The organism is Mycobacterium sp. PO1, assembly GCF_017312405.1.
Taxonomy (GTDB): Bacteria; Actinomycetota; Actinomycetes; order Mycobacteriales; family Mycobacteriaceae; genus Mycobacterium.
Map to the genome: position 1 here is coordinate 1 of NZ_BLTG01000012.1, position 13,549 is coordinate 13,549.

Annotated in this window: 18 protein-coding genes; all 18 read right to left on the reverse strand. The window is 68.4% G+C overall.

Annotation, left to right across the window (positions count from 1 at the left end; genetic code table 11):
• On the reverse strand, window positions 1–1,082 hold a 1,082-nt coding region (locus tag J3476_RS04910; RefSeq protein WP_207065414.1), incomplete at its 3' end, for a DUF222 domain-containing protein.
• A gap of 107 nt (window positions 1,083–1,189) precedes the next feature.
• Complete coding sequence (gene sppA, locus J3476_RS04915; protein WP_207065415.1) at window positions 1,190–2,989, reverse strand: signal peptide peptidase SppA; 1,800 nt, start codon at window positions 2,987–2,989, stop codon at window positions 1,190–1,192.
• 32 nt (window positions 2,990–3,021) lie between these two features.
• A complete protein-coding gene (locus J3476_RS04920; RefSeq protein WP_235682495.1) occupies window positions 3,022–3,330 on the reverse strand; it encodes a DUF732 domain-containing protein in 309 nt (102 codons plus the stop codon).
• Window positions 3,331–3,502: 172 nt separating this feature from the next.
• Window positions 3,503–3,949, reverse strand: coding sequence for a 50S ribosomal protein L15 (gene rplO / locus J3476_RS04925; protein ID WP_163673196.1), 447 nt, complete (start codon window positions 3,947–3,949; stop codon window positions 3,503–3,505).
• Between the two features lie 5 nt (window positions 3,950–3,954).
• On the reverse strand, window positions 3,955–4,134 hold the full coding sequence (gene rpmD, locus J3476_RS04930; protein ID WP_014814261.1) for a 50S ribosomal protein L30: 180 nt from the start codon (window positions 4,132–4,134) through the stop codon (window positions 3,955–3,957).
• 5 nt (window positions 4,135–4,139) lie between these two features.
• Window positions 4,140–4,823: a 30S ribosomal protein S5 gene (gene rpsE / locus J3476_RS04935; RefSeq protein WP_173011966.1), complete on the reverse strand. Its 684-nt coding sequence runs from the start codon at window positions 4,821–4,823 to the stop codon at window positions 4,140–4,142.
• A 40-nt stretch (window positions 4,824–4,863) separates the two neighbouring features.
• Window positions 4,864–5,271, reverse strand: coding sequence for a 50S ribosomal protein L18 (gene rplR, locus J3476_RS04940; RefSeq protein WP_322486663.1), 408 nt, complete (start codon window positions 5,269–5,271; stop codon window positions 4,864–4,866).
• 3 nt (window positions 5,272–5,274) lie between these two features.
• Window positions 5,275–5,814 (reverse strand): 50S ribosomal protein L6, encoded by a 540-nt coding sequence (rplF, locus tag J3476_RS04945; RefSeq protein ID WP_207065416.1) that lies wholly within the window; start codon window positions 5,812–5,814, stop codon window positions 5,275–5,277.
• A gap of 14 nt (window positions 5,815–5,828) precedes the next feature.
• A complete protein-coding gene (gene rpsH / locus J3476_RS04950) occupies window positions 5,829–6,227 on the reverse strand; it encodes a 30S ribosomal protein S8 (RefSeq protein WP_152515725.1) in 399 nt (132 codons plus the stop codon).
• Window positions 6,228–6,324: 97 nt separating this feature from the next.
• Window positions 6,325–6,510: a type Z 30S ribosomal protein S14 gene (locus J3476_RS04955; RefSeq protein WP_152515724.1), complete on the reverse strand. Its 186-nt coding sequence runs from the start codon at window positions 6,508–6,510 to the stop codon at window positions 6,325–6,327.
• 4 nt (window positions 6,511–6,514) lie between these two features.
• Entirely contained in the window at window positions 6,515–7,081 is a 567-nt protein-coding gene (rplE, locus tag J3476_RS04960; RefSeq protein ID WP_152515723.1) for a 50S ribosomal protein L5, read from the reverse strand.
• A 1-nt stretch (window position 7,082) separates the two neighbouring features.
• The gene (gene rplX / locus J3476_RS04965; RefSeq protein ID WP_152515722.1) at window positions 7,083–7,400 is read right to left on the reverse strand and encodes a 50S ribosomal protein L24; all 318 of its coding nucleotides are present in this window, start codon (window positions 7,398–7,400) and stop codon (window positions 7,083–7,085) included.
• On the reverse strand, window positions 7,401–7,769 hold the full coding sequence (gene rplN, locus J3476_RS04970; protein WP_067091049.1) for a 50S ribosomal protein L14: 369 nt from the start codon (window positions 7,767–7,769) through the stop codon (window positions 7,401–7,403).
• 259 nt (window positions 7,770–8,028) lie between these two features.
• Window positions 8,029–9,447 (reverse strand): amidase, encoded by a 1,419-nt coding sequence (locus tag J3476_RS04975; RefSeq protein ID WP_207065417.1) that lies wholly within the window; start codon window positions 9,445–9,447, stop codon window positions 8,029–8,031.
• Window positions 9,444–10,985: a permease gene (locus J3476_RS04980; protein WP_286182616.1), complete on the reverse strand. Its 1,542-nt coding sequence runs from the start codon at window positions 10,983–10,985 to the stop codon at window positions 9,444–9,446. The genes J3476_RS04975 and J3476_RS04980 overlap by 4 nt, the downstream gene beginning before the upstream one ends.
• Window positions 10,986–11,177: 192 nt before the next feature.
• A complete protein-coding gene (locus J3476_RS04985) occupies window positions 11,178–11,606 on the reverse strand; it encodes a RidA family protein (protein WP_207065418.1) in 429 nt (142 codons plus the stop codon).
• Window positions 11,596–13,191 (reverse strand): gamma-glutamyltransferase family protein, encoded by a 1,596-nt coding sequence (locus tag J3476_RS04990; RefSeq protein ID WP_207065419.1) that lies wholly within the window; start codon window positions 13,189–13,191, stop codon window positions 11,596–11,598. The genes J3476_RS04985 and J3476_RS04990 overlap by 11 nt, the downstream gene beginning before the upstream one ends.
• Window positions 13,191–13,547: a non-heme iron oxygenase ferredoxin subunit gene (locus J3476_RS04995; protein ID WP_152515718.1), complete on the reverse strand. Its 357-nt coding sequence runs from the start codon at window positions 13,545–13,547 to the stop codon at window positions 13,191–13,193. The genes J3476_RS04990 and J3476_RS04995 overlap by 1 nt, the downstream gene beginning before the upstream one ends.
• Between the last annotated feature and the right edge of the window lie 2 nt (window positions 13,548–13,549).

The window sequence follows — 13,549 nt, forward strand, 5'->3', positions numbered from 1 at the left end:
ACCACACAGCAGCGATCCCGGTGCTCGAGCGCGCGGCGCAGCCGCCGGTTGACCGTACGGGTGGCCCGGCCGGCGCCGATCGGGCGTCCGGCGCGTTCGAACCACACCTCACAGGTCGCATCACAGGAAAGGTACTGGCGCTCAGCATCGGAGAGCAGCGGACCCAGATGCAACGCCCCCACCTTCGACTGCGCGTCGACGTGGACGACCACGGTGGTGTGCTGGGCGTGCGGGCGACGCGCCACCTCACCGTCCCAGCCGGTCTCGATCAACTCCAGGAACGCATCCACCGTGGTGGGCATCGGCGCACGCGGAGCGCCCTCGGCGTCGCCGCCCGGGCCGTCGGCGAGATCAGCGAAGACGTCAGAGACGTCGTCCGAGAAGTCACCACCGACGCCATCGGCGTCGGCAACGGAGCTGTCCTCGGGGCCATCGGCGTCGGCAGGGGACTCACCATGGCCACCGTCGGCGTCGGCGTCCGGGTCCTGGTCGTGGTCACGTTTCCAGTCCGCGATCAACCCGTCGCGCTTGCCGGCCAGGGCAGCATCGACCTTGGCGGCCTCGATCTTCGACACCGTGATCCGATACGTCACCGACTCACCATGATCGGTGCGCGAGAGGCCGCGTTCCGGCTGCGGCTTCGGGGCCGTATCAGGGCGCGGCTCCAGGCTGACCGCCTTGCGCAACTGGGTAACCGTCGCCACCGACGCCAACTCCACGTAATGATCATCAGACCCCTCGGCGGCACGTTCGGCGAGCACTCCGACCTGATCCAGCGACAACCGGCCCTCCCGTAACCCGGCCACACACCGCGGGAATTGCTCACCACGCGCCGCGACCGCGGCGATCGTCTTCGCGTTACGCGGCGACACCCCGGTCTTCCAGGCCACCAGCGCCGAGATCGACCGCGCCCCGGTCATCCCCGCCAACCCGCCATGATCGATCTCGGCGACGATGTCCACGATTTGCGCATCGATGGCGTTGCGCTGACCGGTCAATTCCGCGATCTGCTCGAACAACTCCGCCAACCGCTCCTTGGGCGACACCTCATCGTCAACCAAAGACGCTGCAGCAGAGGACATGAACCCATCAAAGCACCAGGGTCCGACAAAAACGGTCGGCCTCCGGCTGCACTCCACAGATCGGCGGCCACCACCGACAAACCCGCGCTCTTCCCAGACAGGCCTGGCTAGAAGCGGTTGTCTCCCAACCACAGAACGTTGGCACCGGACAGGGAGCGCTGCGTCTGATCCAGCGCCTCACCGACTGTGCGTATGACCACCGAGCCGACCACAGTCGACAGCGAAGCGGCGGCCGGCTGCGAGGAGGGCTTGGGCCGCAACATGTCCCGCAGCGATGTGCCGGGCAGATTCTCGATCTCGACCTTGGTGTCTTCGTCGATTCCGGCCAGTGCCTTGGCCCGGCGGATGGCGGTCCGCAGCCCACCGAGTTCGTCGACCAGTCCGCGCTCCAGTGCGTCGGCACCGGTCCACACCCGCCCGCGGGCCACCTGCTCGACCTGCTCGACAGTCATGGCGCGGCCATCGGCGACGCGACGGACGAAGTCCTGGTAGAACAGATCGGCCTCGGCCTCGACCTGCGCGCGCTGCTCCTCGGTGAACGGGGCGTTGACGGACCAGGCGTCGGCATTGGCGTTGGTACGCACGCTGTCCGACCCGACACCCAGCTTCTCCTTGAGATCGCGCGCCACGAGCTTGCCGGTCACCACGCCGATGGATCCGGTGATGGTCCCGGCGTTGGCGACGATCTTGTCGGCGGCCATGGAGACGTAGTAACCGCCGGATGCGGCGACCGCTCCCATTGAGGCCACCACGGGGGTACCACTCTCACGGGCCCGCACCACTTCCCGCCAGATCGTCTCCGACCCGGTCACCGATCCGCCCGGGCTGTCGACACGCAACACGATGGCCGCCACCTCGTCGTCGGCGGCGGCCTGCCGCAGAGCCGCGGCGATGGTGTCACCCCCGGCCGCAGAACTGCCCAGCGGTGACACTTGGCGGCCACCACGTCCGCTGACGATGGGTCCGGCGAGATTGACGACCGCCACCTTCCGGGCCGACTTGCGGCCGGGCAGGCTCGGAGCAGGCATTCCCGGCCGGTCGGTGCGCGCGTATCGAGCCAGGTACAACCGCGGCGGGGCGTCGTCGGCGTCGGCGTCGCCCTGCTCGGGCGAGATGTCTTCGGCGCCGGTCAGTTCGGCGATCCGTGCGTATGCCTCGTCGCGGAAACCGATGCGGTCCACCAGGTTCGCGGACACGGCGTCCTCGCGCAGCAGCGGGGCCCGGTCGGCCAGCGCATCGAGCGCTGAGCGCTCGATGCCGCGCGACGACGCGACCGCGTCCCACACCTGGGTACGCAGGCTCTCGACCAGGGCGGTGTCGGCCTCCCGGTGGGCCTCGGTGTAACCGTCCTGGGTGAACAGATTCGCCGCGGACTTGTACTCACCGCGCGCCACGAACTGCGCCTCCACGCCGGCTTTGTCCAGCGCGTCGCGCAGGAACAGCGCGTTGGTGGCGAAGCCGATCAGCCCGACGGTTCCCGACGGTTGCATCCACACCTCGCCGAATGCCGAGGCCAGATAGTAGGACAGCGTGCCGGGGTAGGTCTCGGCCCACGCCAGGGACGGCTTGGCGGCGGTGAACGCCGCGATCGCCTCCCGCAGTTCCTGCACGGGTCCGGGTGGGGCGGCGTCGATCTGTACCCGAGCGATCAGACCGGCGACGCGGGGATCTTCGGCGGCACGATGCAGGGCGGCCACCACATCGCGCAGCAGCATCGGCCGGCCCGAGCCGACGATTCCGGACAGCACCGCGACCGGATCGAACCCGGCGCTCTCCGGTGGCGCGTTCTGCAGATCCAGCTCCAGGATGCACCCGTTGGCGACGCCTTGGTGTCGGGCGGTGTCGACCTTGCGCACGAACGCGCGGACTTCGTCTACGCCGGGCACGCCGGACAGAAGAGAGAACATGGCGTCGAGCCTACCGACGCCGCGGACAGGTGCTAGCGGCCCATGAACCGGGCGAACTGCGGGCAATAGACCGCCGAGGACGCCCGCATCAGACCGACGGCCTGCTCCTTGCTCATGCCGTTGCCGGCCAGCGTCGTCACCACCCCCCGAACGGCGGGCACCGGGTTGGGATTGCCCACCAGCCCGGCGGTGAGCATGTCGCAGACGTGGTGCCCGACAGCGGGCAGCTCTTCCGGGGTCGCGGCGGTCTCGATACCGAGTGTGTCGACGGCGTTGACGAACCGCTCGTCATCGGTCTGCGCGTGGGCGGTGGCGGCGCTGCCCAAGGCGAATCCGGCCACGACCAACGCGGCGGCGATCCTGCGTGTGGTGTGAATGATGACTGCTCCTCGTTGCTCGGCGTTCGAAAGTGTAATCGCCGGACCCGGCTCCGGCATTACGTGGCGCCGGAACAGAGAACCCCCGCTCCGGCGGGCGGGGCGGGGGTTCTGCTGGTACGTCAGGCGCGGTCGATCACAGCTCGGTGGCGGTCCCACCGGCAGCGGTGATGGCTTCGCGGGCGCTGCCGCTGAACTTGTGTGCGGTGACGTTGACCTTGACGGTCAGCTTGCCGTCGCCGAGCACCTTGACCAGCGTGTTCTTGCGCGCCGCGCCGGCGGCGACCAACTCGTCGACACCGATGTCGCCGCCCTGCGGGAACAGCCGGTTGATGTCGCCGACGTTGACGACCTCGTACTCGGTACGGAACCGGTTCTTGAAGCCCTTGAGCTTGGGCAGACGCATGTGGATCGGCATCTGACCACCCTCGAACATCACCGGGACGTTCTTTCGGGCCTTGGTGCCCTTGGTGCCGCGGCCTGCGGTCTTACCCTTGGAGCCTTCACCGCGGCCGACGCGGGTCTTGGGCGTCTTCTCGCCCGGCGCGGGGCGAAGGTCGTGCAGCTTGATGATCTCGCTCATCTGCTCTAGACCTCCTCAACTGTTACGAGATGGTGGACCGTCTTGATCAGCCCGCGGGTCTGCGGATTGTCCTCGCGGACCACGGACTGGCGGATCTTGCGCAGCCCGAGGGTCCGCAGGGTCTCCCGCTGCTTCCAGCGCGCACCGATGGTGCTGCGCACCTGGGTGATTTTGAGCTCTGCCATGGTTGTTACGCCGTTCCCTCACGCGCGGCGCTGGCAGCGACGGCCTCGGCTTCACGCCGGGCCTTGAGCATGCCAGCGGGCGCCACATCTTCGATGGGCAGGCCACGGCGAGCCGCGACCTCTTCGGGGCGCTGCAACAACTTCAGCGCGGCGACGGTCGCGTGCACCACGTTGATCGCGTTGTCGCTGCCCAGCGACTTGGCCAGCACGTCGTGGACGCCGGCACATTCCAACACCGCGCGGCATGCGCCGCCGGCGATGACACCGGTACCGGGGCTGGCCGGACGCAGCATGACGACACCGGCCGCCGCCTCACCCTGCACGGGGTGGGTGACGGTGCCACCGATCAGCGGCACCCGGAAGAAGTTCTTGCGTGCTTCCTCGACGCCCTTGGCGATCGCGGCCGGAACCTCTTTGGCCTTGCCGTAACCGACTCCGACCATGCCCTTGCCGTCACCGACGATCACCAGCGCGGTGAAGCTGAACCGCCGACCGCCCTTGACGACCTTCGAGACACGGTTGATCGTGACCACGCGCTCGAGGTAGTTGCTCTTGTCACCGCGGTCGTCGCGGCCACCACGGCCGCCCCGATCGTCGCGGCGTCCACGACCGCCACGGTCGTCCCGGCCACCCCTGCTGTCGCGGTTGTCGCTCGAGGGCCCGCCGGCTCCTGCAGCCTGCTCGGCCATCATGCAATCCTTCCAGTCTTTGTCAGGTCCGTGTTGTGCATCAGAACTTCAGCCCACCTTCGCGGGCAGCGTCGGCCAGCGCCGCGATCCGTCCGCCGTAGGTGTACCCGCCGCGGTCGAACACGACCTCGTCGATGCCGGCGGCCTTGGCGCGCTCGGCGATCAGCTGACCGACCCGCGTGCTCTGGGCCTTCTTGTCGCCGTCGAGGGCGCGCACGTCGGCCTCGATCGACGAGGCCGCCGCGAGGGTCGCCCCCGCCAGGTCGTCGACGAGCTGCACATGGATGTGCCGTGACGACCGGTGCACGACCAGACGCGGCCGCTCGGCGGTGCCGGCGATCTTCTTGCGCAGCCGCGCGTGGCGGCGCAGGCGGGAGACGCGGCGCGTCTCGGAGATGTTCTTGCCCACCGGCTTGCCGGTGTCTTTGGTGTCCGTCTTGGTAGCCATTGCTTACTTACCCGTCTTTCCGACCTTGCGACGGATCTGCTCGCCCTCGTAGCGGATTCCCTTGCCCTTGTAGGGATCGCTCTTGCGCAGGCGGCGGATGTTCGCCGCGATCTGGCCGACCTTCTGCTTGTCGATGCCGGAGATCGAGAACTTGGTGGGCGTCTCGACCGCGAACGTCACGCCCTCCGGAGCGGTGATCAGCACCGGATGGCTGTAGCCCAGCGCGAACTCGAGGTCGCTGCCCTTGGCCACCACGCGGTAGCCGACGCCGAAGATCTCCATCTTCGTGGTGTAGCCCTGAGTCACACCCGTCACCAGGTTGGCGATCAGCGTGCGCGACAGCCCGTGCAGCGAACGGTTGCGTCGCTCGTCGTTGGGCCGGGTGACCACGATCGCGCCGTCGTCGTCACGCGAGACCACGATGGGCTCGGCGACGTCGAGCGTCAGGGTGCCCTTGGGACCCTTGACCGCCACGTTCTGGCCGTCGATCGTCACGTCCACCCCGGCCGGAACCGGAACCGGATTCTTTCCAATGCGAGACATGTTCTATCTACCCCTCACCACACGTAGGCGAGGACTTCGCCGCCGACGCCCTCGCGGGCGGCCTGGCGGTCGGTCCTCAGACCGGACGACGTGGAAATGATGGCCACCCCGAGCCCACCGAGCACGCGCGGCAGGTTGGTGGACTTGGCGTACACCCGAAGGCCGGGCTTGCTGACCCGGCGCAGGCCCGCGATGCTGCGTTCCCGGCTGGGGCCGTACTTCAGCTGCACCACCAGCGCCTTGCCCACGCGGGCGTCCTCGGTGTGGTAGTCGCTGATGTAGCCCTCACTCTTGAGGATTTCGGCGATGTTGGCCTTGATCTTGCTGTGCGGCAAGGTCACTTCGTCGTGGTACGCCGAGTTGGCGTTGCGCAGACGTGTCAAGAAGTCTGCGATCGGATCCGTCATGGTCATGACAGCCGGTTCACCTTTCTCGCGGTGGTTCCTCCGTGATCCGGAGGCCTACCGCAACCTGTTGTCGGTAAGTGGTCTTGGGTAGTGCCGGCTGTCGTTACCAGCTGGACTTCGCCACGCCGGGCAGTTCGCCCGCATGCGCCATGTCGCGGAGGCAGATTCGGCACAGGCCGAACTTGCGGTACACCGCGTGCGGACGGCCGCACTTGTTGCAGCGCGTGTACGCCCGCACCTTGAACTTCGGCTTCTTGTTGGCCTTGTTGACCAGAGCCTTCTTTGCCATGTGCTCAGTTCTCCTTGAACGGGAAGCCGAGCGCCCGCAGCAGCGCACGCCCCTCGTCGTCGTTCGTCGCCGAGGTGACGACGGTGATGTCCATGCCGCGGGGCCGGTCGATCGAGTCCACGTCGATCTCGTGGAACACCGACTGCTCGGTCAGCCCGAAGGTGTAGTTGCCGGTGCCGTCGAACTGCTTGGCGCTCAGGCCGCGGAAGTCGCGGATACGCGGCAGCGAGATCGAGATCAGGCGGTCCAGGAACTCCCACATCCGGTCGCCGCGCAGCGTGACGCGGGCGCCGATCGGCATCCCCTCACGAAGCTTGAACTGGGCGATCGACTTGCGGGCCCGGCGGATCTCGGGCTTCTGGCCGGTGATCAGCGCGAGATCGTTGACGGCGCCGTTGATCAGCTTGGCGTCGCGGGCGGCGTCACCGACGCCCATGTTGACGACCACCTTGGTGATGCCGGGAATCTGCATCACGTTGGCGTAGCCGAACTCCTTCTGCAAGGAGTCGCGGATCTCTTCGCGGTAGCGCTGCTTGAGGCGCGGCAGGGCCTTGGTTTCTGTGGTGGTCATGTCAGATGTCCTTGCCGTTGGTCTTGGCGATGCGGACCTTCTTGCCGGTCTCGTCGTCGACGCGGTAGCCGACCCGCGTCGGCTTGCCGTCGGAATCGAGCAGCATCACGTTGGAGACCGCGATCGGCGCCTCCTGGGTGACGATGCCGCCGGAGGAGGCGCCACGTTCGGTGCGCGACTCGGGGGTGTGCTTCTTGATCCGGTTGACGCCCTCGACCAGGACCTTCTCGCGGTCGGGGTAGGCCACCAGAACCTTGCCCTTGGCGCCCTTGTCCTTGCCGGAGATGACGAGCACCGTGTCGCCCTTGCGGACCTTCATCTACAACACCTCCGGGGCGAGCGAGACGATCTTCATGAAGCGCTTTTCGCGCAGTTCGCGACCGACGGGCCCGAAGATGCGGGTGCCACGCGGGTCGTTGTCGGGCTTGATGATGACGGCGGCGTTCTCGTCGAACTTGATGTAGCTGCCGTCGGCGCGGCGGCGCTCCTTGACGGTGCGCACCACGACGGCCTTGACGACGTCGCCACGCTTGACGTTGCCGCCGGGGATGGCGTCCTTGACCGTCGCCACGATGACATCACCGATGCCGGCGTAGCGCCGCGACGAGCCACCGAGCACGCGGATGCACAAGATCTCCTTGGCGCCCGTGTTGTCGGCGACCTTCAGCCGCGATTCCTGCTGAATCACTAGATCTCCTCGACCTGGTTACTGTGTGCACGGCAGATACCGACCTGACGTGCGCGGTCTTGTCACTAATTCACGTCACCCCAAGAGGCACGCAGGGTTTTCTCGCATGAAGAGAACCGAGGTCTGCCCGAGGCAACCCCCATATACTAGGTGAGCTCGGGGGATGCTCCAAATCGCCGGACTCCGGCGGCTGGCGTGAGGATTCGGCCGGCTCGGACGAGGACTCCGCCGAGCAAGCCGGGGCGGGGATGGCGTGCCGTCAGCCGACGGCGGGGGCCTCGCGACGGCGCGACGGCATCGGCATCGGTTCGCGCAGGTGATGGCCGGTGCGGTCCTGGTAGGCCGCGGCGACCGCGAGCACCGTGGACGCGCTGCGACCGGCGATCTGGACCCCGATCGGCATCCCGCCGGCGTCGAATCCGCAGGGCACCGATACCGCCGCCCAGCCACACCAGCTGAACGGACCGCACAGTCTCATCAGGGTGCCGATCACCGCCGCCCGTCCCGCCTGGTCGGGTTCATATGCGCAGTCCCGGATGCGGGGCGCGGTGACCGGGGTGGTCGGCAACACCACCACGTCGACGGCGGCACAGGAAGCCGCCAGACGCCGTGCGAGCTCATCGAGTGCAGCGATCGCCGCGGTCCGCACCGCTGCCGGGATGGTCTCGGCGTGCCGCAGGTACCCCGCCACCTCGGCGGTGTAGCGATCCGTCCGCTGAGGGTAGAAGCCGGCGTCGCGATGGACTTCGAGAAAGTCCGTCAGCACGAACTGTGCGCGCGGCGCGCTCCACGCGTCGAACGGCGGCACCGAAACCGGCCGCACCCGCACACCCGCTTCCGCCATGACGTCGGCCACGGCGGCGACGGCCTCGCCGACTCCGTCCCCGAGCTCACCTGTCTGCGCACCGACGATTCCGGCGGTCAGCCCGCCGACGTCCGACGGCAGCGTGCCTCGTCCTCCGCTGAGGACGGCGTGGAGCAGGGCGAGGTCGTGAGCGTCGCGCCCGATCGGTCCGCAGGTGTCCAGCCGCGGCGAGAAGGCTGCGACTCCCTCGACGGGGATGTCGTCGCGGCCCGGCCGTAGACCCGCCACCCCGCACAACGCCGACGGCACCCGGATCGAACCGCCGGTGTCACTGCCCAACGCGGCCAGGCACTGCCCGGAGGCGACGGCGGCTGCAGAGCCACCGCTCGATCCCCCAGGAATCTTCTCCAGATCCCACGGATTGCGGGTGGGCGGTGTGGTGACGCCATGGGCGAACTCGTGCGTGTGCGTTTTCCCGAAGATGAGCGCCCCTGCCGCGCGTAGCCGCCCGACGGCAGGCGCGTCGGCAGCTGCGGCCACCGGATCGGTGACGTTCGACCCGCACCGGGTGGGCATCCCCGCGACGTCGATGACGTCCTTCACTGCGACCGGCACCCCGTGCAGCGGCCCGCGCAGCCGACCGGCGCGCGCTTCCCGGGTGAGTTCGCGTGCCTGCGCACGCACCGCGGGCTCGTCGACGCCGACGAACGCCCGCACCTGCGGGTCGACTGCGCGCACCCGGTGCAGACACATCTCTGCGAGTGTGTCTGCGGTCAGGCTCCCGTCTCTGATCAGGCGGGCGGCCGCGCGAAGCGAGGTGGGCATGTCGCTGCCCGCCGGCGTGTCCAGCACGGGGCTGTCCACGGAGCTCACCAGATCACCGCGGCGACAACAACACTCAGTAGCAACCCGGCCACCACCGGTATGAAGAGGCGGCGCGCCAGGGTGACGACGGGGACACCGGTGAAGCCGGCCACCGCGACCAGAGATGACCAGATTATCAACGTGCCGCCTCCGGTCCAGCCCGCGGCGTTCTGCGCGATCGCCGCGAGTGTCGCCGTGGTCTCCGGTCCCGAGGAGTGCGACAACGCCTCCGCCAGCCCACCGGTGAAGGGCAGACCCGTCCACCCCGACCCATCCAGACCGATCAGCATGCCGACGACCAACATCGCCACCATCAGCAGGACCGGGTTGTCGGGGATGTACTGCTGCCCGCTCAAGATCAGATCGAACAGGAACGACGGCGGCTCGACGTCCTCCGGTAGCTGCATGATCCGGCCCGCGAAGTCGGAGATGCCGATCAGCACGAAGCCGGCCACGGGGATCACCACACCCATGGCCCGAAACGCCGCGACCAGGCCGTCGACGAAATGTCCTCCCGCAGCCTCGATCCGGTGTTCCCCTCCGGTGGTCAGCGACACCGCGAGAGTCAGCAGCAGCGCAAGACCGCCGACCAGCGCCGCTCCGTTTCCGCTGTCCACTCCCGGTACCCAGTCGGTGAACTTGCCCATGATCATGACCACCACCAGAAGACCGAAGGCCGCAGGCACCAGTAAGGCGAACAGCCGAGTCCACGGCGGGCGGACCTCCCCAGAATCCTCCTCGAGGTCGTCTGGGCCGTACGCCGCTCCACCCTCACCCGACCCGGGCGAGTCGGCGCCGGCGGGCGCCCGCTTGGCCAGCAGCGCCTCTCCCACCGCGGCAGGCACGCTGGCGTCGCCTCCGTCCGCCGCCACGGTCGCAGGCTCTCGGCGCACCAGGCGGCGGACACGTCCGTTGCCCGGATTCCGGACGTGGAGCACGTAGGTGATCGACACCGCGACCGCCCCCACCACCCAACTCAGGATCAACGCCCGGTTGGCGATCATGTCCGCGGGTACGCCTGCTCCCCCCGCCGACAATTCCGGCGCCACGCCGATCACGTAATCAGAGGCGAGCGCCATGCCCTGGCCTGCGATGGCGATCGCCATCGCCGCCGCCAACGGGGACAGCCCCACCCGAATTGCGGCGGGCAACAAGAACGGAGCAATGAGCGCCAGCGCCGGGGTCGGCCAGAACACCATGGACAACACGTAGGTGACGGCGAAGAGAGCGAAGTAGGAGATCACGTTGTTGCGCATCAGTTTGGCCAACGGTTCCACCATCATTCGCTCAGCGCCGATGGTCTTCATCGCGCCGATCATCGCGATCACCGCCGCAAGGACGAGAAAGATGTTGAGGAACTCGGTGGTGGCCACCGCTGCTGCGCTGAAGACGCTCCCGATTCCGGTGAAGACGCTGCCCGTGTAGACCCACGTGGTCAGCAACGTCGCGAGGATCGCCGGAACGACAACGCTCTTGCGGGCGACCATGAATCCGATCAGTGCCAGCACACCCGCCAGATAGACCCAATGAGCTGCCAGCAATTCCATTCGGCGTCCTCCCGATCACGTGGTGCTCTCACCGATCCGATTGGCTTCAGGCACCAATGGATTCGATGAACCTATGACGACCGTTGTTCACCCGCAAAGGTCATCCTGCTCGACCTCTCCGCCGTGTCCTGTGCATCGTGCACCGATTCTGCTGAAATCGCATCGAGACCAACCACTTCTGCTATGGGGATGTCAGACGACCACTGCGCAGACGAGTTCGATCTCGACCGGCGCGCCGGAGGGCAATGCGCACACCCCGATTGCGCTACGGGCAGGACGACCGACCTCGCCGAGTTCGTCGACCAGCACCGCGGACGCCCCGTCGGCCACTGCCGACAGAGCTGTGAATTCCGCTGTGCACGCGATGAACACCGTCATCTTCAGACACCGTAGTGCGGCCCCGCTGGGTATCGCCGCCCGAGCAGCAACCAGTGCGTTGCCTGCCGCCAACCCGGCCGCCACCCGCGCCTGATCCGGGTCGACCCCGTCCCCCACCACACCGGTGAACGCGAGCGCGCCGTCGCGCCGCGGCGTCATGCCCGCGGTGTGGACGACACCGTCGTGCAGCACCGCCGGCACGTAGTCGCCCTGCGGACGCGGGACCGGACGCTCAGTCGACACCGAGCGCGACCCCCTCCTGCCGCGGGTCGGCGGCCCCGGAGAGCACACCTCGCTCGTCCAGCGAGATGATCTGGGCACTGCCGCCGGCGTCGAGCGCCCCCTGGGTGACCACTCGGTGCCCCAGGGACGCCAACTCGGATCGGACAGTGTCCGGGACCGTGTCCTCGATTCGCAGTTCCTCGGTCGCGCCGACCACGTCGGCGTCGGAACCGGGGAACACGGTGAAGCGCGGCGCGGACACGGCCTCAGCGGGATCGAGTCCGTGATCGAGCAGGTGCGAGATCAGCTGCATGTTCCATTGCACCTGCCCGTCGCCGCCGGGGGTGTTGCCCGCATGCAACAGCGCGCCGGCGTCGTCGGTGACGACCCAGGCGTTGAGGGTGTGCAACGGCTTGCGCCGGGGCGCCACCTCGTTGGGGTGACCGGGGATCAGGTAGGAACCACGGCCCAACCGGTTGTTGAGAATCACCCCGGTGCCCGGCACGGTGAACTTGGCGCCGAACGTGAAGGCCAGCGAATGGATGAAACTGACCGCACGACCGTCGGAGTCGACGGCCACCGTGGAGGTGGTGTCGCCGATCCCGACATCGACCGGTGTCCGCTGCTCGCAACGGCTCTCCAGGTCGCGGCGCTGGAGGCCGAGGCGTTCGGGTTGCAGCACATAGCGCGCACCGTCGTTGTCGGCGCCGCAGAGCGCCAGTCGGTCGGCGAAGCTCAGCCTGGCCGAGCGCGCCAGCCAGTCGATCGCCTCGGCGGTCATCCAGCCGTGGAAGCCGACGACGCCGTCGCACAGCGCAGCCTGCTGCAACACCATCCAGCCCGGTGTCGGCAGCGGTGTCTGGTGCACGACCGCCCCGGCGTAGCGCCCGGACACCGCCGGTTCGGCGGCGACGTGCGCGCCCGCGGCCCACTCGGCCCCGCTGAACGGCGCGCCCCCGGCCTGCAATGCGGACACCGCGCGTTCGGCGAACCCACCGGTGTAGAACCCGCCCGGGTCGCGGGCGAGTTCGCGGATGGTCCGCGCCAACTCGGGCTGCGCCAACCGGGTACCGACATGCGGCGGGCGCGCCTGCGGGGCGTAGACCGATTTCAGATCGGCGTCGGCACACACCGCAGCGAGAGCCGTGGTGACGTCGCCGGCGGTTCGCGCCGAACACGGCAGACCGCTCTCGGCGATGCGCGCGGCGGGTTCCCACAACTGCTCCAGCGACCACGTGGCGCCTTCGGTGTGCAGACGTGCCAGCGCCGCAGGTGCGCCGGGTACCGCGACGGCCAGTGCGCCGTCCAGCGGGATCGCGGAAAACCCTCTGTCGGCGTAGAAGTCGGGCGTTCCGCCGTCGGGCCCGTAGCCGGAGCCGTTGACGGTCCAGACCCGGCCGTCGGGTTCCCGCACCACCGCGAACGCGTCCCCGCCGATGCCGCATTGCCCGGGGAGCGTCAGCCAGGTCAACGCCGCCATCGCCAGCGTCGCATCGACGGCGTTGCCACCGTCGGCCAGTACCCGCGCCCCGGCCAGGCTCGCGGCCGGATGGCTGCTGCTGACCATGCCACCGGCAGACAAGGCCGGCGGCCGCCGCGTGTCCATCAGGCTCCTCGACGGGCCCGCCGGGTGGGGCCGGCGGGCATCTGACCGGGTTCGACGCCGACGAAGATCTCGCCGTCGCGCTCCTGCACCGGGAACGTCTGGATGGGCTCGGTGGCCGGCGGGCTGATGGGTTCACCGGTCTCGAGGTCGAACGCGCTTCCGTGACAGGAGCATCCGATGCCGTCGTCACGCAGCTTGCCCGACGACAGCAGGCAGTCCAGATGGGTGCAGTAGTTGGAGGTGGCGTAGGCCTTGCCGTTCAGTCGGGCCACCGCGAATTCGTGCTCACCGGCATAGAACCGCCGCACGATCCCCTCGGGCACCTGACCTGATCGCGCCACACGAACGAATTCCATTG

What these genes read in the sequence shown, in the direction of transcription:
- sppA (WP_207065415.1), bottom strand. Translation starts at nt 2,989, where the DNA reads ATGTTCTCTCTTCTGTCCGGCGTGCCCGGCGTAGACGAAGTCCGCGCG.
- rpsH (WP_152515725.1), bottom strand. Translation starts at nt 6,227, where the DNA reads ATGACCATGACGGATCCGATCGCAGACTTCTTGACACGTCTGCGCAAC.
- J3476_RS04990 (WP_207065419.1), bottom strand. Translation starts at nt 13,191, where the DNA reads ATGGACACGCGGCGGCCGCCGGCCTTGTCTGCCGGTGGCATGGTCAGC.
- J3476_RS04980 (WP_286182616.1), bottom strand. Translation starts at nt 10,985, where the DNA reads ATGGAATTGCTGGCAGCTCATTGGGTCTATCTGGCGGGTGTGCTGGCA.
- rpmD (WP_014814261.1), bottom strand. Translation starts at nt 4,134, where the DNA reads ATGGCAGAGCTCAAAATCACCCAGGTGCGCAGCACCATCGGTGCGCGC.
- J3476_RS04995 (WP_152515718.1), bottom strand. Translation starts at nt 13,547, where the DNA reads ATGGAATTCGTTCGTGTGGCGCGATCAGGTCAGGTGCCCGAGGGGATC.
- rplF (WP_207065416.1), bottom strand. Translation starts at nt 5,814, where the DNA reads ATGTCTCGCATTGGAAAGAATCCGGTTCCGGTTCCGGCCGGGGTGGAC.
- rplE (WP_152515723.1), bottom strand. Translation starts at nt 7,081, where the DNA reads ATGACCACCACAGAAACCAAGGCCCTGCCGCGCCTCAAGCAGCGCTAC.
- rplR (WP_322486663.1), bottom strand. Translation starts at nt 5,271, where the DNA reads ATGGCTACCAAGACGGACACCAAAGACACCGGCAAGCCGGTGGGCAAG.
- rplO (WP_163673196.1), bottom strand. Translation starts at nt 3,949, where the DNA reads ATGAGCGAGATCATCAAGCTGCACGACCTTCGCCCCGCGCCGGGCGAG.
- J3476_RS04955 (WP_152515724.1), bottom strand. Translation starts at nt 6,510, where the DNA reads ATGGCAAAGAAGGCTCTGGTCAACAAGGCCAACAAGAAGCCGAAGTTC.
- rplX (WP_152515722.1), bottom strand. Translation starts at nt 7,400, where the DNA reads ATGAAGGTCCGCAAGGGCGACACGGTGCTCGTCATCTCCGGCAAGGAC.
- rpsE (WP_173011966.1), bottom strand. Translation starts at nt 4,823, where the DNA reads ATGGCCGAGCAGGCTGCAGGAGCCGGCGGGCCCTCGAGCGACAACCGC.